Source organism: Serratia sp. HMSC15F11, from assembly GCF_001808215.1.
Classification (GTDB): domain Bacteria; phylum Pseudomonadota; class Gammaproteobacteria; order Enterobacterales; family Enterobacteriaceae; genus Serratia; species Serratia nevei.
Map to the genome: position 1 here is coordinate 84,935 of NZ_KV792486.1, position 22,168 is coordinate 107,102.

Annotated in this window: 18 protein-coding genes; 10 read left to right on the forward strand and 8 right to left on the reverse strand. The window is 62.8% G+C overall.

What is annotated here, in order from left to right; genetic code table 11:
* Nucleotides 1-29: 29 nt before the first annotated feature.
* The 3 genes from HMPREF3138_RS17300 to HMPREF3138_RS17310 are packed head-to-tail and all read right to left on the reverse strand — an operon-like array spanning nucleotide 30 to nucleotide 4,062.
* Nucleotides 30-1,271: an aromatic amino acid transport family protein gene (locus HMPREF3138_RS17300; protein ID WP_038879536.1), complete on the reverse strand. Its 1,242-nt coding sequence runs from the start codon at nucleotides 1,269-1,271 to the stop codon at nucleotides 30-32.
* A gap of 58 nt (nucleotides 1,272-1,329) precedes the next feature.
* Nucleotides 1,330-2,784: an NAD-dependent succinate-semialdehyde dehydrogenase gene (locus HMPREF3138_RS17305; RefSeq protein WP_038879538.1), complete on the reverse strand. Its 1,455-nt coding sequence runs from the start codon at nucleotides 2,782-2,784 to the stop codon at nucleotides 1,330-1,332.
* A 12-nt stretch (nucleotides 2,785-2,796) separates the two neighbouring features.
* Nucleotides 2,797-4,062 (reverse strand): 4-aminobutyrate--2-oxoglutarate transaminase, encoded by a 1,266-nt coding sequence (locus HMPREF3138_RS17310; protein WP_038879541.1) that lies wholly within the window; start codon nucleotides 4,060-4,062, stop codon nucleotides 2,797-2,799.
* Nucleotides 4,063-4,183: 121 nt separating this feature from the next.
* Here HMPREF3138_RS17310 and HMPREF3138_RS17315 point away from each other — a divergent pair, with 121 nt between their 5' ends.
* Nucleotides 4,184-5,656: a MocR-like pyridoxine biosynthesis transcription factor PdxR gene (locus HMPREF3138_RS17315; RefSeq protein WP_038879545.1), complete on the forward strand. Its 1,473-nt coding sequence runs from the start codon at nucleotides 4,184-4,186 to the stop codon at nucleotides 5,654-5,656.
* 32 nt (nucleotides 5,657-5,688) lie between these two features.
* Here HMPREF3138_RS17315 and HMPREF3138_RS17320 read toward each other — a convergent pair whose 3' ends face one another.
* Nucleotides 5,689-7,308 (reverse strand): ABC-F family ATP-binding cassette domain-containing protein, encoded by a 1,620-nt coding sequence (locus tag HMPREF3138_RS17320; RefSeq protein WP_038879548.1) that lies wholly within the window; start codon nucleotides 7,306-7,308, stop codon nucleotides 5,689-5,691.
* A gap of 424 nt (nucleotides 7,309-7,732) precedes the next feature.
* On the opposite strand from HMPREF3138_RS17320, the gene HMPREF3138_RS17325 reads away from it, so the two are divergent.
* A complete protein-coding gene (locus HMPREF3138_RS17325) occupies nucleotides 7,733-9,754 on the forward strand; it encodes an oxidoreductase (protein ID WP_038879551.1) in 2,022 nt (673 codons plus the stop codon).
* Between the two features lie 34 nt (nucleotides 9,755-9,788).
* On the opposite strand, the gene rlmG is transcribed toward HMPREF3138_RS17325, so the two are convergent.
* Complete coding sequence (gene rlmG / locus HMPREF3138_RS17330; RefSeq protein WP_015379148.1) at nucleotides 9,789-10,928, reverse strand: 23S rRNA (guanine(1835)-N(2))-methyltransferase RlmG; 1,140 nt, start codon at nucleotides 10,926-10,928, stop codon at nucleotides 9,789-9,791.
* A 149-nt stretch (nucleotides 10,929-11,077) separates the two neighbouring features.
* Here rlmG and HMPREF3138_RS17335 point away from each other — a divergent pair, with 149 nt between their 5' ends.
* The 5 genes from HMPREF3138_RS17335 (at nucleotide 11,078) to sstT (ending at nucleotide 16,067) form a co-directional block, all read left to right on the forward strand.
* On the forward strand, nucleotides 11,078-11,584 hold the full coding sequence (locus tag HMPREF3138_RS17335) for a M48 metallopeptidase family protein (protein WP_004937154.1): 507 nt from the start codon (nucleotides 11,078-11,080) through the stop codon (nucleotides 11,582-11,584).
* A 50-nt stretch (nucleotides 11,585-11,634) separates the two neighbouring features.
* Nucleotides 11,635-12,615, forward strand: coding sequence for a Gfo/Idh/MocA family protein (locus HMPREF3138_RS17340; RefSeq protein WP_038879555.1), 981 nt, complete (start codon nucleotides 11,635-11,637; stop codon nucleotides 12,613-12,615).
* 1 nt (nucleotide 12,616) lies between these two features.
* Complete coding sequence (locus HMPREF3138_RS17345; RefSeq protein WP_038879559.1) at nucleotides 12,617-13,348, forward strand: glutamine amidotransferase; 732 nt, start codon at nucleotides 12,617-12,619, stop codon at nucleotides 13,346-13,348.
* A gap of 252 nt (nucleotides 13,349-13,600) precedes the next feature.
* Entirely contained in the window at nucleotides 13,601-14,569 is a 969-nt protein-coding gene (locus tag HMPREF3138_RS17350) for a TerC family protein (RefSeq protein ID WP_038879562.1), read from the forward strand.
* Nucleotides 14,570-14,831: 262 nt separating this feature from the next.
* Nucleotides 14,832-16,067, forward strand: coding sequence for a serine/threonine transporter SstT (gene sstT, locus HMPREF3138_RS17355; RefSeq protein ID WP_038879565.1), 1,236 nt, complete (start codon nucleotides 14,832-14,834; stop codon nucleotides 16,065-16,067).
* A gap of 52 nt (nucleotides 16,068-16,119) precedes the next feature.
* On the opposite strand, the gene HMPREF3138_RS17360 is transcribed toward sstT, so the two are convergent.
* The 3 genes from HMPREF3138_RS17360 to HMPREF3138_RS26755 are packed head-to-tail and all read right to left on the reverse strand — an operon-like array spanning nucleotide 16,120 to nucleotide 19,263.
* On the reverse strand, nucleotides 16,120-17,607 hold the full coding sequence (locus tag HMPREF3138_RS17360) for a UxaA family hydrolase (RefSeq protein ID WP_038879568.1): 1,488 nt from the start codon (nucleotides 17,605-17,607) through the stop codon (nucleotides 16,120-16,122).
* A gap of 20 nt (nucleotides 17,608-17,627) precedes the next feature.
* Nucleotides 17,628-19,040, reverse strand: a complete 1,413-nt coding sequence (gene uxaC / locus HMPREF3138_RS17365) for a glucuronate isomerase (protein ID WP_038879570.1) — start codon at nucleotides 19,038-19,040, stop codon at nucleotides 17,628-17,630.
* Between the two features lie 55 nt (nucleotides 19,041-19,095).
* Nucleotides 19,096-19,263, reverse strand: a complete 168-nt coding sequence (locus tag HMPREF3138_RS26755; RefSeq protein ID WP_155523184.1) for a hypothetical protein — start codon at nucleotides 19,261-19,263, stop codon at nucleotides 19,096-19,098.
* A gap of 77 nt (nucleotides 19,264-19,340) precedes the next feature.
* On the opposite strand from HMPREF3138_RS26755, the gene HMPREF3138_RS17370 reads away from it, so the two are divergent.
* The 3 genes from HMPREF3138_RS17370 to HMPREF3138_RS17380 all read left to right on the forward strand — a co-directional run bounded on the left by HMPREF3138_RS17370 (nucleotide 19,341) and on the right by HMPREF3138_RS17380 (nucleotide 22,168).
* Nucleotides 19,341-20,639 (forward strand): MFS transporter, encoded by a 1,299-nt coding sequence (locus HMPREF3138_RS17370; RefSeq protein ID WP_038879573.1) that lies wholly within the window; start codon nucleotides 19,341-19,343, stop codon nucleotides 20,637-20,639.
* A gap of 119 nt (nucleotides 20,640-20,758) precedes the next feature.
* Nucleotides 20,759-21,535, forward strand: a complete 777-nt coding sequence (gene exuR, locus HMPREF3138_RS17375; protein ID WP_038879576.1) for a transcriptional regulator ExuR — start codon at nucleotides 20,759-20,761, stop codon at nucleotides 21,533-21,535.
* Nucleotides 21,536-21,721: 186 nt separating this feature from the next.
* Nucleotides 21,722-22,168 (forward strand): hypothetical protein, encoded by a 447-nt coding sequence (locus HMPREF3138_RS17380; RefSeq protein ID WP_038879578.1) that lies wholly within the window; start codon nucleotides 21,722-21,724, stop codon nucleotides 22,166-22,168.

Consider the following 22,168-nt stretch of genomic DNA (forward strand, 5'->3'; position numbering starts at 1 on the left):
AACAACATCACTGCTTGAGGGAAGGCAAATCACCATCCAGAGGGCAGATAGCCTAACAATGAAGCGATGGCGTACACCGCGCTGGCCAGGTACAGCAGCACAATGCTGACCTGCAGCAGCGGGTGCGTGATCCAGTTGCACTGCCAGCGCGGGGTCTGGTCGCCATGTTTCCGCGCGCCGCGCAGGATCAGCATCGGCATGATCGACAGGATCACCCCGCTGAACACCCCGGCGAAGTAGAGCGCGTTGACGAACGACACCAGCCCGCTGTAGGCCAGCACGAACGGCGGCACTACCACCAGCAGCAGCACACCGAAGCGGCGCAGCGGCAGCTCGTCGTTGCCCAGCCGAAACTTGTCGAAAATATTGGTCAGGAAGCTGCCGCCCAATCCCCAGTACGAGGTCAGCATCGCACACAGCGCGAAGATGTTGGCGGAGAAGAACGCCCACTGCCCCAGCGCCTGGCCCCAGGAGATGGTGGCCACGTCGGAGATGTCACCCAGCCCGCTGAGCGCGATCACCGACATCGGCACCGCCGCCAGCAAAATGAAGGTCACCACCATACCGACGATGATCGCCTTCGGCAGTTGCTCCGGCTTGTCGGCAAAGCCGCGCGCCATTTCCGGCACGATGTACTGCGCCGAGAAGCAGAACACCACCACGTTGAAAACCGGCACCATATAGCGCCAGTCACCGTCCAGCAGGTTGCGCATCTGGGTGGTGTCTTTCAGCAGCGTTGCCGCCACCAGCGCGGTCAACATCACCACCATGCCGATGCTGATGAACTTCTCGCCGCGGCCGATCGCTTTCAAACCGAGGTACAGCACGCCGGCGGCGGGCACGAAGAACAGCAAGCTGCCCAGCGCCGGCGAGATGCCGAACAGCGATTGCAGCAGCTTGCCGCTGCCGGTCATGTAGGCGGTAAGCGCCCCGACGCTGTTGACGCACACCGAAGCGAACATCAGCCAGGCGCCCAGGCCGCCGACGTAGCGCTTCGCCAGCCCGCTCAGCTGCAGATGCGCGCGAGTGCGCAGCGTGGATTCGGCGACGTACAGCATAGTGATGGTGGTCAGGCTCCCCACCAGCACCAGCCAGAACAGCAGCGGCAGGAAACCGGCCTTGCTGGAGGCGTAGGCGATGGAGAGCACCCCGGCGCCGATGTTGGTGCCGACGATCATCGCCACCCCTTCGAGGAAGCTTAACGATTTGGCGGGTGCAGGTGCTCGCACCCCGGCGGCAAGCGCCGGAGAAACAGAGATATTATCAGACATGCATCATCCTTTATCGCCCGGCGACGCTGGCCGCCGGGATGGGTTAACGTCCTGACGCTCAACAGCTCACATCGATACACAGGTATTTCAGCTCCAGATATTCTTCTATCCCGTAGCGCGATCCTTCACGCCCGAGCCCTGACTGCTTCACGCCGCCGAACGGCGCCACTTCGTTGGAAATCAGCCCGGTGTTGATGCCGACCATGCCGTACTCCAGTGCCTCCGGCACGCGCCACTGGCGCGCGGCGTTCTGCGTGAACAGGTAGGCGGCCAGGCCAAATTCGGTGTCGTTGGCCATGGCGATGGCCTCCGCCTCGTCATGGAAGCGGAACAGCGGCGCCACCGGCCCGAAGGTCTCTTCTTTGGCAAAGCGCATCTTCTGCGTTACGCCGGTCACCACCGTCGGCTGGAAGAAAGTGCCGCCCAGCGCGTGCGGCTGGCCGCCGGTGGCGATCTGCGCCCCTTTGATCAACGCGTCGTCGATATGGCTCTGCACCTTCGCCACCGCATCGCTGTCGATCAGCGGCCCCTGGGTGGTGCCTTCCTGGCTGCCGTCGCCGACTTTCAGCTGCTCGACCGCCGCCACCAGCTTTTCCGCCAGCCGCTCGTAAATGCCGTCCTGCACGTAGATGCGGTTAGCGCACACGCAGGTCTGGCCGCTGTTGCGGAACTTGGAGGCCATGATGCCCGCCACCGCCGCGTCCAAATTGGCGTCGTCGAACACGATGACCGGCGCGTTGCCGCCCAGCTCCAGCGACAGTTTCTTGATGCTCGGCGCGCACTGCGCCATCAGGATGCGGCCGACCTCGGTCGAACCGGTAAAGCTCAGCTTGCGCACCACTGGGCTGTCGCACAGCACCTTGCCCACCTGCGCCGCTTCCCCGGTCACCACCTGCAAAACGCCGGCGGGAATACCGGCGTCCTGCGCCAGTTTGGCCAGCGCCAACGCGGTCAACGGCGTTTGCTCAGCCGGTTTGACGATGATGGCGCAACCCGCCGCCAGCGCCGGCGCCACCTTGCGGGTGATCATCGCCGCCGGGAAATTCCACGGGGTGATGGCCGCGCACACGCCGATCGGCTGCTTCACCACCACCAGGCGCTGCGAAGCCTGCGGCGCCTGCAATACCGCACCGTCCACCCGCTTGGCCTCTTCGGCGAACCAGGTGATGAACGACGCGGCGTACGCCACTTCGCCGCGCGCTTCCGCCAGCGATTTGCCCTGCTCGGCGGTCATCAGCTGCGCCAGATCTTCCTGCGCGGCCAGCACCTTGTCGGCCCAGGCCAACAGCAGCGCGGAACGCTGCTTGGCGGTCAGCTGTTTCCACTCGTTTTGCGCCCGCTGCGCCGCCGCGATCGCCTGCTGGGTTTCCTCTTCGCTGACCAGCGGAATGCTGGCCAGTTCGGCGCCGGTGGCCGGGTTGATCACCGCTTCTCGCTTGCCGCTCAGGGCATCGCACCATTCACCGTTGATCAGACACTGGCTGCGCAGCAGCTCGGGATTGTTCAATTTCATGCCGTTCGCTCCTTAGTGGGCCAGCGCGCGAGACAGGATGCCCATCGCCTTGGTGAACTGATCGTCCGGGATGGTCAGCGGGTACAGGAAGCGAATCACGTTGCCGTTCACGCCGCAGCTCAGCAGCAGCAGCCCTTCTTCCATCGCCTTCTGCTGCACCTGACGGGTGATATCGGCAGATGGTTTGCCGGTGGCCGGATCGTTGAACTCCACCGCCACCATCGAGCCTTGCGCGCGCACATCGGCGATCGCCGGGCTGGTTTTGCGCGCCTGCTGCAACACTTCCACCAGGTGCTGCCCCAAACGCTGGGCGCGCTGGCACAGCTGCTCTTCGTCGATCACGTCCAGCACCGCATGCGCCGCAGCCACCGCCAGCGGGTTACCGGCATAGGTACCGCCCAGCCCGCCCGGCGCCGGCGCGTCCATTACCTCGGCGCGGCCCGCCACCGCCGACAGCGGCATGCCGCCCGCCAGGCTTTTCGCCATGGTGATCAGATCCGGTTTAACGCTGTAGTGCTCCATGGCGAACAGCTTGCCGGTACGGGCGAAGCCGGTCTGCACTTCGTCGGCGATCAGCAGGATGCCATGCTGGTCGCACAGCGTGCGCAGCGCCAGCATGAATTCGGCCGGCGCCACGTTGAAGCCGCCTTCTCCCTGCACCGGCTCCAGCACGATCGCCGCCACCTGCTTGGGATCGATATCCGCTTTAAACAGGCGATCCAGGCTGTTCATCGCGTCTTCGGTGGTCACGCCGTACAGCGCATTCGGGTACTGGCCGTGGAACACCGAGCCGGGGAATGGGCCAAAGCCCAGTTTGTAAGGCGCCACTTTGCCGGTCAGCGCCATGGTCATATAGGTGCGGCCGTGGAAACCGCCGCCGAAGGTGATCAACCCCGGGCGGCCGGTGTAAGCGCGGGCGATCTTCACCGCGTTTTCCACCGCTTCCGCGCCGGTGGTGAAGAAGGCGGTTTTACACGGGCCGGCGATCGGCGCGCGCTGGTTGATGCGCTCCGCCAACGAGACATAGCTTTCGTAAGGAACGATCTGATAGGCGGTGTGGGTGAAAGCCTGCAGCTGCTTTTCAATCGCGGCGATCACCTTCGGGTGGCGGTGGCCGGTGTTCAGCACGGCGATCCCCGAGGCGAAATCGATCACTTCTTTGCCTTCCACATCCCACAGCGTGGCGTTCTCTGCGCGCTCGGCGTAAAAACCACACATCACGCCCACTCCGCGCGGGGTGGCGTCCTGACGGCGTTGGTTCAATTCTGCGTTTTTCATGCTGTTCTCTCCGGTCGGTGCCAGTTACACGTTTCGTTCACATTCGTGAAACAATGCCGTTTATTTACACAGGATGTGGCCCTATAATCGAGTGCCAGTTACGAATAATTGAGGGATCCAATTGCGCTCATTGAGTGGTGATCTGTTGCTGCAGCGCCTCGGCGAACAGCCCGATGACAAGCTGCACAAGCGGCTTTACAACGCGATCCGCACCAGCATTCTCGACGGCAGCCTGCCGCCCTCCAGTCGCCTGCCCGCCTCGCGCGATCTGGCGCAGGAGCTCAGCCTGTCCCGCAACACCGTGTTAACCGTTTATGAACAACTGCTGGCGGAAGGCTACGTGTCGGCGCGCGCCGGCAGCGGCACCTTCGTCGCCGACACGGTGCCGGACAGCTGCCTGTCCACCGGCGGCGCCCCGGCGGACGGCAGCGGGCAACCGCGGCGCGTCGACCTGTCGGAGCGCGGCGCCACGCTGCTGCACCACGCCAGCGCCAGCCCCAAACAGTGGGGGGCGTTCATTCCCGGCGTGCCTGACGTCAACGCCTTTCCCCATCAGCTGTTCAGCAAGATCCAGGCGCGCCTCAGCCGCCGCCCGGCGCCGCAGCGGCTGACCTACAGCAATCAGGGCGGTAGCCCGGAGCTGCAGCATGCGCTGGTGGAGTATTTACGGGTGGCGCGCTCGGTGCGCTGTTCGCCGGAACAGATCCTGATCACCGAGGGCATCCATCAGGCGATCGATCTGGTGACGCGCATGCTGTGCAATCCGGGGGATGACGCCTGGATCGAAGAGCCGGGCTATTGGGGGATCCGCAATATCCTGCGCATCAATGCGCTGAACATCTGCCCGCTGGCGGTGGACGAAGCCGGGCTGGTACCGCCGGAGCAGCCGACCAACCCACCGCGGCTGATCTTCGTGACCCCGTCGCACCAGTATCCGCTCGGCTCGGTGATGAGCCTGGCGCGCCGCCAACGGCTGCTGGCGCTGGCGCGCAACGCCGGCGGCTGGATCGTCGAGGACGACTACGACAGCGAATTCCGCTTTTCCGGCCAACCGATCCCGGCGCTGCAAGGGCTGGAGGCCGACGCGCCGGTGATTTACATCGGCACCTTCAGCAAAACGCTCTACCCGGCGCTGCGCCTCGGCTATGTGGTGTTGCCGCCGCCGCTGGTGCAGGCGCTGAAAACCGCCCACGCCGAGCTGTACCGCGGCGGGCACCTGCTGATCCAGAGCGCGCTGGCGGAGTTTATTCAGGCAGGACACTACACCGCGCATATCCGCCGCATGCGGTTGCTGTACGCCCGGCGGCGCGCCTTCCTGACCGGATTGATCGAACAGCACCTCGGCAAACAGGCGCTCAGCGAATTCAACAGCAACGCCGGATTGCACCTGATCCTCAACCTGCCGGACGAGGCCGACGACGTGGCGATCGCCGCCGCCGCCGGCGCGCAGGGGGTGCTGGTGAGGCCGCTGTCGCGCTACTACATGCTGCCCAACCGCCGGCGCGGCCTGCTGATGGGGTTTGCCTGCGTACCGGAAGAGCAGATGGCCGCAGCCTTCACCCAACTGTTGGCCTGCATTAACGCCCCTAGATGAAAAAGGCGGCCCCCTAGGGCCGCCTTTGCGCGTTACCAGGCCTGAAGCCGCCAGCCGTCCGCCTGCCGGTTCAGGCGGTGCGTCGGCCGCAGCGCCTGCAGGAAGTCTTCGTCGTGCGATACCACCAACATCGCGCCGGGGAAATCCGCCAGGGCAGTTTCGATCGCCAGCGACGACGCCAGATCCAGGTGGTTGGTCGGTTCGTCCAGCAACAGCAGCTGCGCCGGTTGTCGCCGCCACAGCGCGCAGGCCAGCGCCGCCTTGAGCCGTTCGCCGCCGCTCAGCGAGCCCAGCGGCAGCGCGATGCGATCCGCGCCAAGCTGCAGCTGCGCCAGCCGGGTGCGCAACGCGCCTTCCGCCAGCGGCGAATCCTGCAGCCCCAGATGGTCCATCACCGATAGGCTCGGGTCGAGCTGCGACAGAGTTTGATCGAGGTAGGCCGTCGACAGCGGGCAATGACAATGGCCGGAAAGCGCCGTCAGCTGACCGAGAACGGTTTTCAGCAAGGTGGATTTGCCGCAGCCGTTGGGGCCGGTCAACGCCACGCGCATCGGGCCGTCGATACGCAGATCCAGCGGCGGCGCGCTGACGAACGGCAGCTGCAGCTGCTCGAGCACCAGCACCTGCTTGTTCGCGCTCACTTCGCTGCCCGGCAGTGCCAGCAACACCGGTTGCTCGTCCTCCACCCTCTGATAGGCCTCGCGCACCGCCGCATCGAGGCTGGCGCGCTGATCCTGATGCTGTTTGCGCAGCGTGCCGAGGCTCTCCTTCGCCGCCGATTTGTAGGCCACCCGTTCGAAGGAGGCGATGTTCAGCGTATCGACGACGCGCAGCGTTTGCGCCGAGCGCCGCTGGCTCATGTCGTGCTCTTTCTGCTGACGGGCCCGGGTGCGGCGGCGCTCCTCGCGCGCATGTTCCAGATCGGCGCGCGCCGCCTGCAGCTCCGTGTCGCGCTGGCGCCGGTAGTCGTCGTAGTTGCCGCCGTAGCTGCGCAGCGCGCCGGGCGTCAGTTCGACGATGCGCTCCATACGCCCCAGCAGCTGCCGGTCATGGCTGGCGATCAGCAGCCCGCCGTGCCACTGATCCAGCTGCTGATACAGCCAGGCGCGCCCGGCGCTGTCGAGGTGGTTGGTCGGTTCGTCCAGCAGCAGATAATCCGCCTCCCCCAGAAAAGCGCCGCACAGCGCCGCACGCATCCGTTCGCCGCCGCTCAGTGAGCTTGCGACTCGCAGCGGCTCGAAGGCCGGCAACCCGGCGGCGGCAAAGGCGCTTTGCAGGCGATCGTTGAGATCCCAGCGCCCTTCCAGACGTTCGATGTCGTCCGCCAACGGCCGCCCCTGCTCGATGCGCGCCAGCGCGGCGAAGACCTCGCCGTAGCCCAGCAGCTGCGCCAGCGTGGTGTTCACCGCGCTCTCCGGCTGCTGCGCAACGTAAGCCAATACGGCATGGGATTCGACGTGCCCGATGCCCGGCCGATCCCGCCCGGCGATCAGGCGCAACAGCTGGGTTTTGCCGACGCCGTTGCGCCCCACCAGGCCACAGCGCGACCGATCGAAAGCGAGATCCAGCGGGCCGAACAGCGTTTCGCCGTCAGCAAATTGGCAGGTCAGTTGATGTAAAACGAAATAAGGGGACTGCGCAAAATGAGCCATAAGCACTCCTGAATGAGATCAAAACATCCCCACAGGGCGCGGGAGCGCACAGCGTGGGACCCGATATCAACAGGTGTGGTTGTTCATTTTCGGTTATGGCTCCGCAGAGAGAAGGAATTTACAACGCGCAAAGGTTAACCGATCTTTTGTTCGTTATGCAAACGGTGCCTGAGATTCATGACGTCTATCACATTCGGCACAACGCAGATTCCCAAGCGGCGCGACAACGGCTAGATTTATCTCATCCGACCACTTGTGTTCACATAATAATAACAGATGCTCATCCCCAATCGCTTTCAACCTGCAGCTAGGCGGCAAGTTCGGGCGTTCCCAGGAGCTTACTCAAGTAAGTGACTGGGGCGAGCGAACGCAGGCAACAACGCTGCAGGTTGAAAGAGGCGGGGGATGAACGATGGAGAGTGCAATGAGCAATTATCCTCACCTGCTTGCGCCGCTGGATCTCGGCTTCACCACCCTGAAAAACCGGGTGCTGATGGGATCGATGCATACCGGCCTGGAAGAGCTGCCTGACGGCCCGCAACGCCTGGCCGCGTTCTATGCCGAGCGCGCCGCCGCCGGCGTGGCCCTGATCGTCACCGGCGGCATCGCGCCCAACGACAAAGGCGTGGTGTATCGCGGCGGTTCCACCCTTAACAGCGAGGCGCAGCTGCCTCACCATCGGCCGGTCACCGAGGCCGTTCATCGCGCGGGCGGCAAGATAGCGCTGCAGATCCTGCATGCCGGCCGCTACAGCTATCAGCCACACCCGGTGGGCCCTTCCGCGCTGCAGGCGCCGATCAATCCCTTCGCACCAAGCGCGCTGAGTGAAGCGGAGATCGAGCAGACCATCGCCGACTTCGCCCGCTGCGCGGCGCTGGCGCAACAGGCCGGCTACGACGGCGTTGAGGTGATGGGTTCCGAAGGCTACCTGATCAACCAATTTTTGGCGGCGCGCACCAACCAGCGCGACGATCGCTGGGGCGGCAGCTTCACCAATCGCATGCGCTTCGCCGTCGAGACCGTGCGGGCGGTACGCCAGGCGGTGGGCGCAGAATTCATTCTGATCTACCGGCTGTCGATGCTCGATCTGGTGGAAGACGGCTCCAGCTGGCAGGAGATTGAACAGCTGGCGCTGGCGGTCGAACAGGCGGGCGCCACGATCATCAATACCGGCATCGGCTGGCACGAGGCGCGCATCCCGACCATCGCCACCATGGTACCGCGCGCCGGGTTCAGCTGGGTGACCCGCAAGCTGATGGGCAAGGTGGGTATTCCGCTGATCACCACCAACCGCATCAACGATCCGGCGGTGGCCGAGCAGGTGCTGGCGGACGGCTGCGCCGACATGGTGTCGATGGCGCGCCCGTTCCTCGCCGACGCCGCCTTTGTGCAGAAAGCCGCCGAGGGACGCGCCGACGAGATCAATACCTGCATCGGTTGCAACCAGGCCTGCCTCGACCAGATTTTTGAAGGCAAGCTGACGTCTTGCCTGGTCAACCCGCGCGCCTGCCGCGAAACCGAGATGCCGTTGACGATGACGGAGAAACCGAAAAAGCTGGCGGTGATCGGCGCCGGCCCCGCCGGGCTGGCCTTCGCCACCACCGCCGCCAGCCGCGGCCATCAGGTGACGCTGTTCGACGCGGCCGATCAGATCGGCGGCCAATTCAACATCGCCAAGCAGATCCCCGGCAAGGAAGAATTCCATGAAACCCTGCGTTACTTCCGCCGCCAGCTGGCGCTGCGCGAAGTGACGGTCAGGCTGGGCGTCAAGGTCGAGGCGGCGGATTTAAGCGAGTTCGACGAAGTGATCCTCGCCTGCGGCATCGTGCCGCGCACCCCGGACATCCCCGGTATCGGCCACGCCAAGGTGTTGAGCTATCTGGACGTGCTGCGCGATAAAAAACCGGTCGGCCAGCGGGTGGCAATCGTCGGCGCCGGCGGCATCGGCTTCGACACCGCCGAGTACCTCAGCCAGCACGGCGTGTCCAGCAGCCTGGATCAGGCGGAATTCAACCGCGAATGGGGCATCGACGGCCGCCTTGAGCAGCGCGGCGGGCTGGCGGCGCAAGGGCCGCAGGCACCACGCGCCGCGCGGCAAATCTATCTGCTGCAGCGCAAAACCAGCAAAGTGGGTGAAGGCCTGGGGAAAACCACCGGTTGGATCCACCGCGCCAGCCTGGCGATGCGCGGCGTGAAGATGCTCAACAGCGTCAGCTATCGGCTGATCGACGACGAAGGCCTGCACATCACCCGCGCCGAGCAGGACAGCTGTCTGCCGGTAGACACGGTGGTCATCTGCGCCGGGCAGGAACCGCGCCGCGAGCTGCAGCAGCCGCTGCTGGCGATGGGGAAAACCGTGCATCTGATCGGCGGCGCCGACGTGGCCGCCGAGCTGGACGCCCGCCGCGCGATCGATCAGGGTATGCGGCTGGCGATGGCGCTGTAAAAAAGGGGCGCCTGGCGCCCCTTGGTCATCATGCTCAGCGACGCGCGCCGGATTTCACCGCTCTCAAGATCACGAACTTCTTGTTCGAGGCTACCAGCGTGCAGTTGCCGAACAGACGCTTGAGCTTCTGGTGATAGTCGAGGTGGCGGTTGCCGACGATGCGTAACTCGCCGCCCACCTGCAGGCAGCGCTTGGCGTCGCAGAACATCTGCCAGGCGGTGTGATCGGTAATCGCGTGCTGCTGGTGGAACGGCGGGTTACACAGCACCGCCTGCACGCTTTCGCGCTCGATGCCCGCCAGCGCGTTGTTCACCTCAAACTGGCAACGATCCAGCTCTTGCGGCAGGTTGTGCTCCACGTTCAGCTCGCTGGAGGCCACCGCCATGTAAGATTCATCGACGAAGGTCACCTGCGCTTCCGGGTTTTGCGCCAGCGCCGTCAGGCCAATCACGCCGTTGCCGCAGCCCAGATCGACGATGTGGCCGTTCAGGCCACGCGGCAGATGCTCCATAAACAGGCGCGCGCCGATATCCAGGCTGCCGCGCGAGAAGACGTTGGCGTGGTTATGGATAAGCCAATCGGTGCCGTCCAGCGTCCAGTCGGTGGTTTCCGCCGCCGCCGGTGGGACGATGTCCGCCGCCTGACAGAAGATCAGACGCGCTTTCTTCCACGCCAGGCTGGTGCGCGTCGGGCCCAGCACCTTTTCAAACAGCTGCATCGTCGAGGTATGCACGTCGCGCGCCTTGGCGCCGGCGACGATCAGCGTGTCTTCGGTCACGACGTGGCGCAGCGCACGCAGCTGCTGCTCCAGCAGCGCCAGCGCCTTCGGCACGCGAATCAGCACCACCGCCGGCGCCGCCGGCAGCTCGGCCAGGCTGTCCAACAGCGTGACCTGCTCGGGATCCAAACCGTTGAGCTTCAGGTTGTGGCGCGTTGCCAGCTGGCTCATGTACGAGTCGCTGACGCTGTAAGGGCGATGCGCGTGCAGCGCACAGGCCAGGGTGCCGAAGTTATCGTTGAAAATCAGCACCGGACGGCCGCCGATATCTACGTTTTCAAGCTGTTGCAGCAGATATTCATCCGCCGCTTCCCACGCCTGCAGCTGGGTAGATTCTTCCTGTTGGGGATAACGCTCCAGCTCAAGTTGCTGTGTTCCCAGATCGAGTTGGCTCATTGCCCCTCCTGACTGATAAAATTTGGGCTGTTTATCCCCTAAAAACGCCCGTCAGTAAAATGTTTTTTCGGATAAATTGCGTATGCCAGGATTTGAGCGAAAAAACAGCATAGAATGACCGGCTGAATGGCCGTTGATACGGAACAAGAATGTCTGAATTGACCTACCTGCAAGGCTACCCAACGCATCTGCAAAGCCAGGTGCAGCAACTGATCCATCAGAATCGGCTGGGAGACGTGCTGCTGCAGCGCTATCCGCAGGTACACGACTGCACCACCGACAAGTCGCTGTATCAGTTTACCGTCGATCTGAAAAACCAGTATCTGCGCAACGCCCAACCGCTGAGCAAGGTAGCCTACGACAGCAAGATCCACGTCATGAAGCACGCGCTGGGCCTGCACACCGCCATCTCGCGCGTGCAGGGCGGCAAGCTGAAGGCCAAGGCGGAAATCCGCGTGGCGACGGTGTTCAAGGTCGCGCCCGAACCCTTCCTGCGCATGATCGTGGTGCATGAGCTGGCGCACCTGAAAGAGAAAGATCACAACAAGGCGTTCTACAGCCTGTGCTGCCATATGGAGCCGGATTACCACCAGCTGGAGTTCGATACCCGGCTGTATCTGACGCACCTTTCGCTGTTCGGCGAGCTGTATGCATAGCGAGTGAGGGCGTGATAATCTGCGGTTTTAGGCCTGGACCGGAGCTCGCCATGATTCGCTTTGCCGTCGTCGGCACCAACTGGATTACGGAACGTTTTATCGATGCCGCCCATGAAAGCGGCAAACTCAAGCTGAGCGCCGTGTATTCACGCTCGCTGGACCAGGCGCAGGCGTTTGGCGCCAACTATCAGGTCACGCAGTTTTTCGACTCGCTCGAGGCGATGGCGCAGTCTGACGCCATAGACGCGGTGTATATCGCCAGCCCTAATTCCCTGCACTGCCCGCAATCGCTGCTGTTCCTGCGCCATAAAAAACACGTGATCTGCGAAAAACCGCTGGCCTCCAACCAGCGCGAAGCGGAACAGCTGGTAGCCTGCGCGCGGGAAAATCAGGTGGTGCTGTTCGAGGCGTTCAAAAGCGCCTATCTGCCAAACTTCCTGGCACTGCAGCAGGCATTGCCGAAAGTCGGCCGGCTGCGTAAAGCCTTTATCAACTACTGCCAATACTCTTCGCGCTATCCGCGCTATCTCGCCGGCGAGAACCCCAACACCTTTAACCCGCAGTTCTCCAACGGCTCGATCATGGACATCGGCTACTACTGCCTGGCCAGCGCGGTAGCGCTGTTCGGTGCGCCGCAGTCAGTGCTGGCCAGCGCCACGCTGCTGGATACCGGCGTGGACGCCCACGGCACCGTCTGCCTGAACTACGGCGATTTCGACGTCACGCTTTCCCATTCCAAGGTCAGCGACTCGGCGATCCCCAGCGAGATCCAGGGGGAAGAAGGCACGCTGATTATCGACAAGATTTCCGAATGTCAGGGCGTGGCGCTGACGCCGCGCGGCGGCAACCGCCAGGATCTGAGCCAACCGCAGCACATCAATACCATGCTGTATGAAGCGCTGGCCTTCGCCGAGCTGATTGAGAAGCATCAGGTGGAACACCCGGGGCTGGAGAATTCGCTGATCGTCGCCCGCCTGCTGACCGACATCCGCCGCCAGACCGGCGTCGTCTTCCCCGCCGACGGAGAATGAGATGAAACCGCTGCTCGTGATGCAAACCGGCGACGCGCCGCAGGCCATTCGTCAGGAACTGGCCAATTTTGAAGGTATGTTCCTGCAACAGGGCAATATCGACGCCGAACGCGCGCACATCGTGCATCTGCCCGCCGGCGAACGGCCGTTGCCGCCGGCCGCCTATTGCGGCGTTGTCATTACCGGCTCACCGGCGATGGTGACCGAACAGCTGCCGTGGAGCGAGGAAGCCGCCGAATGGCTGCGTCAGGCGATGGCGCTCAAACTGCCGCTGTTCGGCGTCTGCTACGGCCACCAGCTGTTGGCCTACGCGCTCGGCGGCGAAGTGGGCTATCACCCGCAGGGTATGGAGGTCGGTACGCTGGAGATCGAACTGCTGCCCGCCGCGGCCGAAGACCGGCGGCTCACCCTGCTGCCGCCGCGTTTCAAAGCCAACCTTATCCATTCGCAGAGCGTGCTGACGCCGCCCGCCGGCGCGCAGACGCTGGCGCGTTCGCAGCAGGACGCGCACCAGATCCTGCGCTATGGCGATCACGCCCTGACCACCCAGTTCCATCCGGAATTCAACGGCGCGGTGATGAGCCAGTATCTGCAGTGGCTCGGCGAACTGCATCCCGAGCAGCAAGCCCGCTATCAACAGCAACAACAACAGGTTAGCGACACGCCGTTCAGCCGTCTGCTGCTGCAGGGATTCGTCGTCAGCCTCGGCGCGCAAAAAGCGATGGCCGGCTAACGCGATTCACGTTGACCGCCGACACATTTTGCATTACTTTCTGCTCTGCAAAGGGGAGTAACTTCATTGCCGGTCAATCGTCATTACGATGCGCAAGCATCCGGTTACCGGGCAACCTGATGTCAAAGGTGTAACCACCTTCATCAACGTTGTAAGTGAGACCTTGCCGGAAGGCGAGGTTTGCTTGCAGCGTTCACAGAGCGGCTGGCGTCTTCCGACGTTGGCCGTTTTTGTTTTTGAAGGATACCTCTGATGATGAATTCCGTTGGCACACCGTGGTTATGGGGCAGCTTCGCCGCCGTCATCGTCGTGATGCTCGCAATCGACCTCCTGTTGCAGGGCCGTAAAGGCGCGCACACCATGACCCTGAAGCAGGCCGCCAGCTGGTCGCTGGTGTGGGTCAGCCTCTCCCTGCTGTTCAATTTCGGTTTCTGGTACTACCTGAATGAAACCGCCGGGCGCGCCGTCGCCGATACCCAAGCGCTGGCCTTCCTGACCGGCTACCTGATCGAAAAAGCGTTGGCGGTGGATAACGTGTTCGTCTGGCTGATGCTGTTCAGCTACTTCGCCGTGCCGGCCAACCTGCAGCGGCGGGTGCTGATCTACGGTGTGCTAGGGGCGATCGTGCTGCGTACCATCATGATCTTCGCCGGCAGCTGGCTGGTCAGCCAGTTCCAGTGGCTGCTGTATCTGTTCGGCGCCTTCCTGCTGTTCACCGGTATCAAGATGGCGCTGGCGAAGGAAGATGACTCGGCGATCGGCGACAAGCCGCTGGTGAAATGGCTGCGCAGCCACCTGCGCATGACCGACAGCCTGGAAGGCGAGCGCTTCTTCGTGCGCCGCAACGGCATCCTGTTCGCCACCCCGCTGGTGCTGGTGCTGATCCTGGTCGAACTGAGCGACGTGATCTTCGCAGTGGACAGCATTCCGGCGATCTTCGCCGTGACTACCGATCCGTTCATCGTCCTGACCTCCAACCTGTTCGCCATCATGGGTCTGCGCGCCATGTACTTCCTGCTGGCCAACGTAGCGGAGCGTTTCTCGATGCTGAAATATGGCCTGTCGGTGATCCTGGTGTTTATCGGCATCAAGATGCTGATTATCGACTTCTTCCACATCCCGATCGGCGTGTCGCTCGGCGTGGTGGCAAGCATCCTGACGCTTACCTTGCTGATCAACGCCTGGGTCAATCGCCGCAACGATCGCCTGGCGAATAAATAACCACAATCTGTTATCCGGGGCGCTAGTCGCCCCGCGATTGTTTGGCAATTCCCCCAAAACGCCAAACGTTATTGCGATCACACAAATGTAACCAGTATGTTATCAAGTGTTGATCCGCGCTCAGAATTTCATCCCCGCCTCTTTCCAACATCATTCGATTGCTGAATACTGATTCGGCAAACACACTTAGTTACAGAATCATATAAAGCTACCCGGCGTCGTTCCCGCCGCGGCGGCCAGATAACATCAGGAAGAAAGCACTATGCAAAAACTATTACAAAGGATCACGCAGGGTAGCCTGGTCAAACAAATCATGGTCGGCCTGGTGGCCGGCATTCTGGTGGCGCTGGTTTCGCCGGCAGCCGCAGCCGCCGTCGGCCTGCTCGGCACCCTGTTCGTCGGCGCGCTGAAAGCGGTAGCGCCGGTGCTGGTGCTGATTCTGGTGATGGCCTCGATCGCCAACCATAAACAGGGGCAGAAGACCAACATTCGCCCGATCCTGTTCCTCTACCTGCTGGGCACCTTTGCCGCCGCGCTGGTGGCGGTCGTCGTCAGCTTTATCTTCCCTTCTACGCTGGCGCTGACCACCGGCGCGACGGACATTACCCCGCCGGGCGGCATTGTGGAGGTGATGAAAGGTCTGTTGATGAGCGTGGTGGCCAACCCGTTCCATGCGCTGATTAACGCCAACTACATCGGTATTCTGGCGTGGGCCGTCGGGCTGGGGCTGGCGCTGCGCCACGCTTCCGAAACCACCAAGGGGCTGATCAACGACATGTCCCATGCGGTTACGCTGGTGGTGCGCGCGGTGATCCGCTGTGCTCCGCTTGGCATCTTCGGCCTGGTGGCTTCCACGCTGGCGGAAACCGGCTTCGGCGTGCTGTGGGGCTACGCCCAGCTGCTGATGGTACTGCTCGGCTGCATGCTGCTGGTGGCGCTGGTGCTCAACCCGCTGATCGTTTACTGGAAAATCCGCCGCAACCCGTATCCGCTGGTGTTCGCCTGCCTGCGCGAGAGCGGCGTGACCGCCTTCTTCACCCGCAGCTCCGCCGCCAACATCCCGGTGAACATGGAGCTGTGCAAGAAGCTGAACCTGAATGAGGACACCTACTCGGTTTCCATCCCGCTGGGCGCCACCATCAACATGGCCGGCGCGGCGATCACCATCACCGTGCTGACGCTGGCGGCGGTGAACACGCTGGGCATCGCGGTGGACGTCCCGACCGCTCTGCTGCTGAGCGTGGTGGCCGCCCTGTGCGCCTGCGGCGCCTCCGGCGTGGCCGGCGGCTCGCTGCTGCTGATCCCGTTGGCGTGCAACATGTTCGGCATTCCGAACGATGTGGCGATGCAGGTGGTGGCGGTCGGCTTTATCATCGGCGTGCTGCAGGATTCGGCGGAAACCGCCCTCAACTCCTCCACCGACGTGCTGTTCACCGCCGCCGCCTGCCAGGCGGAAGACCAGCGGCTGGCGAACGAAGACCCGCTGAAGGTGCGTTAATCGCGCGTTGCTTCATAAAAAGGCGCTCCCTCGAGCGCCTTTTTTGTCAGCTTTACAGCGTCACCCCGCTTTTAAAGATCGCCAGCTCGCGAAAGTCGTTGGTTTCATTACGCGCCGGGCGGCCGTTGGCGATCTCGACGATCAGATCGACGAAGCGGCTGAGCAACGTCTCCATCGCTACGCCGTGGATCAGGCTGCCGGCGTCGAAATCGATCCAGTGCGGTTTCTTCGCCGCCAGCTCGCTGTTGGTCGCCAGCTTCACCGTCGGCACAAAGCCGCCGTACGGCGTGCCGCGCCCGGTGCTGAACAGCACCATATGGCAGCCGGCACCGGCCAGCGCGCTGGTCGCCACCGCATCGTTGCCCGGCGCGCTGAGCAGATTCAGCCCCGGCACGCGCAGCCGCTCACCGTACTTCAGCACGTCCACCACCAGGCTCAGGCCCGCTTTTTGGGTGCAGCCGAGCGATTTCTCTTCCAGCGTGGTAATGCCGCCGGCCTTATTGCCCGGCGACGGGTTCTCGTATATCGGCTGTTGATGGGCGATAAAATAGCGTTTGAAATCGTTGATCATGTCGACGGTTTTGTCGAAGGTCTCCCCATCGCGGCAGCGGCTCATCAGAATGCGCTCGGCGCCGAACATCTCCGGCACTTCGGTCAGCACCGTGGTGCCGCCGTTGGCGATCGCATAATCGGAAAAGCGCCCCAGCAACGGGTTGGCGGTGATACCCGACAATCCGTCCGAACCGCCGCACTCCAGGCCGAACTTCAGCTCGCTCAGGCGGCCCGGTTCGCGGCGATCGTGGCGCATCTCCCGGTACAGCTCGTGCAACAGCGCCAGCCCGGCCTCCACCTCGTCGTCCTGCTGTTGGCACACCATAAAGCGCAGCCGCCGCTCGTCCGCCATCCCCAGCGTGGCGCGAAAGGCATCCACCTGATTGTTCTCGCACCCCAGCCCGATCACCAGCACCGCGCCGGCGTTGGGATGGCGCGCCATGTTCTGCAGCATGATGCGGGTGTTGGCATGATCCTGCCCCAGCTGCGAGCAGCCGAACGGATGGCTGAACAGATGCACGCCGTCGATCCCCTCCGCCTGCGTTTGCTGCAAAAAGCGCTGCTGGATCTGGCGGGCGATGCCGTTGACGCAGCCGACGGTCGGCACGATCCACAGTTCGTTGCGGATCCCCACGCCGCCGCCGGCCCGGCGGTACAGCTGCACCTCGCGATCCGCCGCCTGCGGCGGCAGCGCCGGGAACTGCGGCTGGTAGCGGTAGCTGTCCAGATCGCTCAGGTTGGTTTTGGCGTTTTGCGAATGAATATGCTCCCCGGGCCCGATAGCCACGAGCGCATGGCCGATCGGCTGGCCATATTTGATGATGTCTTCGCCCTCGTCGATCGGGCCGAGCGCAAACTTGTGCCCGCGCGCCACCGGCTGCGCCAGTTGGATGACCGCGCCTTCCAGCTCAACGCGCTCTCCGGCAGCCAGATCGCGCAGCGCCACCGCCACGTTATCCTGCTCGTGAATCTTTATCGTACTTTGCATAAACCGGTCCCGGATAACGGCTACGCCAGTTCTATGGCGAAATAGTTTTTGGCGTTGTCGAAGCAGATGTTTTTCACCATCTCGCCCAGCAGCGCGATATCCGCCGGCGCTTCGCCGTCCACCACCCAGCGGCCGATCATCTGGCAAAGGATGCGACGGAAGTACTCATGGCGCGTATACGACAGGAAGCTGCGACTGTCGGTCAGCATGCCGACGAAGCGGCTCAGCAGCCCGAGCTGGGCCAGCTGCGTCATTTGGCGCTGCATGCCGTCCTTCTGATCGTTGAACCACCAGCCGGAGCCGAACTGCATCTTGCCCGGCGTGCCTTCCCCCTGAAAATTGCCGATCATGGTGCCGATCACTTCGTTATCGCGCGGGTTGAGGCAATAGAGAATGGTTTTCGGCAGGCCGCCCTGCCGCGCCTGGGCATCCAGCAGCCGCGACAGCGGCTCCGCCAGCGGCCGATCGTTGATCGAGTCGAAGCCGATATCCGGCCCGACGGCGGCCAACATGCGGCTGTTGTTATTGCGCAGCGCGCCGATGTGATATTGCTGCACCCAGCCGCGGCGCCGGTATTCGCCGGCCAGGAACAGCAGCACCGCGCTTTTGAACTGCGCGCTCTGTTCCGGCGTCGGTAGCTCGCCGTTCAGGCGACGCAGCAGGATCGCATCCAGCGTCGCTTCATCGGCTTCGCCGAACACCACCACGTCCAGCGCATGGTCGGCCACCTTGCAGCCGTGGGCGGCGAAGTGATCCATACGCTTGTACAGGGCGTCACACAGCGTGCTGAAGCGACCGATGGCGATGTCCGCCGCCGCCTCCAGCTGCCGCAGATAGTCATTGAAGCCGGGCGCATCGATGGTGAAGGCCTTGTCCGGCCGCCAGCTCGGCAACACCTTGATATCGAAGCTATGATCGTCGGCGATCGCCCGATGGTGGCGCAGATCGTCAATCGGATCGTCGGTGGTACCGACCATTTTCACGTTCATCTGCCGCATGATGCCGCGCGCGCGAAACTCATCCTGCGCCAGCAGCGCATTGCCGCGCTGCCAGATCTCATCCGCCGTGCTCGGCGACAGCAGCGTTCCAGTGATGCCGAACGGCCGGCGCAGCTCCAGATGCGTCCAGTGATAGAGCGGGTTACCAATGGTGTGCGGCACCGTGGCGGCCCAGGCGTCGAATTTCTCGCGATCGCCCGCATCGCCGGTGCACAGCCGCTCCGCCACGCCGTTGGTGCGCATCGCCCGCCATTTATAGTGATCGCCCCGCAGCCAGATATCGTACAGGTTGCTGAAGCGGGTATTCTCCGCGATCTGCTGCGGCGGCAAATGGCAGTGGTAATCGAAAATCGGCTGCTGTGCCGCGTAGTCATGGTACAAACGCCGGGCAAATTCGCTGTCCAGCAGGAAATCTTCGCTCAAAAACGTCGCCATCTCGGGCTCCTTACCTTACTTGCCGTGCGGCACAGGGATCGAATCACAAAAGTTATCACACCAATCTTAGCAATCGTCCAGCAAATTTTTCCCGCCATCTGCCGTTTTGCTGCCCTCCAATCCCTTTTTTGCTCGTTTTTACGGCAAATGTGCGGCATAAACGCCCTATTTCACCGGCGACAGTATCGCTCAGGCGAATAATTCCTTTTGTGATATCACTCAACTTTTAAACCTGTATGACAGGTTATTGTCTCGCCAGCCGCATCGCCGGCCATACCTTCAAACGGGGAGACATTTCGGATGCGTAAAATTAAAGGGTTACGCTGGTACATGATCGGGCTGGTGACCATCGGCACCGTGCTGGGTTACCTGACCCGCAACGCCATCGCCGTGGCGGCGCCGACGCTGGAAGATACGCTGCACATCACCACCCAGCAGTATTCCTATATCGTCGCCGCCTATTCCGCCTGCTACACCGTGATGCAGCCGGTGGCGGGCTATGTGTTGGACGTGCTCGGCACCAAGGTCGGTTACGCCATGTTCGCCATTCTTTGGGCGGTGTTCTGTATGGGCACCGCGCTGGCCAACAGCTGGGGCGGGCTGGCGCTGGCGCGCGGCGCGGTCGGCATGGCCGAGGCGGCGATGATCCCCGCCGGGCTGAAGGCCAGCAGCGAGTGGTTTCCGGCCAAAGAGCGTTCGATCGCCGTCGGCTATTTCAACGTCGGTTCGTCGATCGGCGGCATGCTCGCCCCGCCGCTGGTGGTATGGGCCATCGTGGCGCACAGCTGGGAGATGGCGTTCATCATCACCGGCGTGCTGAGCCTGATCTGGGCCATCTGCTGGCTGCTGTTCTACAAGCACCCGAAAGATCAGAAGAAACTGAGCCAGGAAGAGCGCCGTTACATCCTCGAAGGCCAGGAAGCGCAGCACCAGACCTCAAACGCCAAAAAGATGTCCGCCTGGCAGATCGTGCGCAACCGCCAGTTCTGGGGCATCGCGCTGCCGCGCTTTCTGGCGGAACCGGCCTGGGGCACCTTCAACGCCTGGATCCCACTGTTCATGTTCAAGGCCTACGGCTTTAATCTGAAAGAGATCGCCATGTTCGCCTGGATGCCGATGCTGTTCGCCGATCTCGGCTGCATCGTCGGCGGCTACCTGCCGCCGCTGTTCCAGAAATATTTCAAGGTCAATCTGATCGTCTCGCGCAAGCTGGTGGTGACGATGGGGGCGGTGCTGATGATCGGCCCCGGCATGATCGGCCTGTTCACCAGCCCTTACGCGGCTATCGCGCTACTGTGCGTCGGCGGCTTCGCCCATCAGGCGCTGTCCGGCGCGCTGATCACCCTCTCTTCCGACGTGTTCGGCCGCAATGAGGTGGCGACCGCCAACGGCCTGACCGGCATGGCGGCCTGGACCGCCAGCACGCTGTTCGCCCTGGTGGTCGGCGCCCTGGCGGACACCCTCGGCTTCAGCCCGTTGTTCGCCGCGCTGTCGGTCTTCGACATTCTCGGCGCCATCGTCATCTGGACGGTGCTGCAAAACCGCCCGGCCGCCGAAGCGCTGCCTGCCACGCTGCAGCCGGCCCCGGCGCGCAGCTGATCCCGCCGCCCGGCCGCCGCGCCGGGCCTTTTGCTCCTCTGGCAGCGGTGCCGAATAAGTGGTATAACAAATCCGATGGCCACGCGCCCCCTCCCACCGCACCGTATAGAGCATTCACTATGGAATTCACCGAAACCAGACGCCTGTATCAGCAACTGGCCGCCGAGCTTAAGCAACGTATCGAAAGCGGCCGCTACCCGGTAGGCGACAAGCTGCCGGCCGAGCGATACATCGCCGAAGAGATGAATGTCAGCCGCACCGTGGTGCGCGAAGCGATCATCATGCTGGAAGTGGAAGGCTATGTGGACGTGCGCAAGGGATCCGGGATCCACGTGGTGTCCAACCAGCAAAAACACCTGGTGGTGCCGGGCGACAGCATCGAGTTCGCCACCGCGGGCCCGTTTGAGCTACTGCAGGCGCGCCAGCTGATCGAAAGCAACATCGCCGAATTCGCCGCCACCCAGGTGACCAAACAAGATATCGTGCAGCTGATGGAGATCCAGGAGCACGCCCGTAAAGAGGATCGCTTCCGCGATTCGCAGTGGGATCTGAAATTCCACGTGCAGGTGGCGCTGGCCACCCAAAACACCGCCATGGCCACCATCGTGGAAAAAATGTGGGTGCAGCGGGTCAACAACCCTTACTGGAAGAAACTGCACGAGCATATCGACGAACGTTCGATCGCCAGCTGGTGCGACGATCACGATCAGATCCTCAAGGCGCTGATGCGCAAAGATCCTTACGCCGCCAAACTGGCGATGTGGCAGCACCTGGAAAACACCAAGCAGATGCTGTTTAACGCCACCAGCGACGACTTCGAATACAACGCCGACCGCTACCTGTTCGCCGAGAATCCGGTGGTGCATCTGGATGGCATGAGCCACGAGCCGAAATAGCCCAAGCGGTCAAAAACCGTCGGCTTATGTCAGGTAATGTAAAATCCGCTGAATCGATGCCGGAACCGCCGTTTGCCGTGTACTATTTCACCGTCGGCAACGTAGATTTCCCTGTTGCCAATCGTGCTATTTTGGTAGAGTTAGCCCACTTTTTTACCCATTGCTGCGGGGGCGGGACGCGAATAAATGCGCTGGTTGTTTGCCATGCTGATTGCTGTTTTCTGCTGGACCGGTTCGGTCTCCGGCCAACAGCTATGCGTGGCGTTACCCAAGCCAACTCCCAGCGCGCTAAGCAGCCTGCCGCTGCTGGCGGAGCCGGCGCTTTCCCCCTATGATCATGTGTATCGGGCACCGGCCGAAGCGCGCAGCAAAGCCCCCGGCAAGTTGCCGCTGCTGCTGCCCAGAGCGCACTCTTTCCCCGGTTCGCTGCTCGCGTCCTCCCTGACGGCACCGGTCTATACCCTGGCCGCAGAGCCGGGCTACCGAATTCGTTTCCCCCGCCAGGACACCCCGGCCCCCAACCGGCTTGCCCAGGTCGACTGGATGCTGGACGCCTCCAGGCAACAGAGCCGGCAGGCCGGCTGGAAAGAAAGCAATATGCAGTACCGTGGCACGCTGACTTACCACCTATGA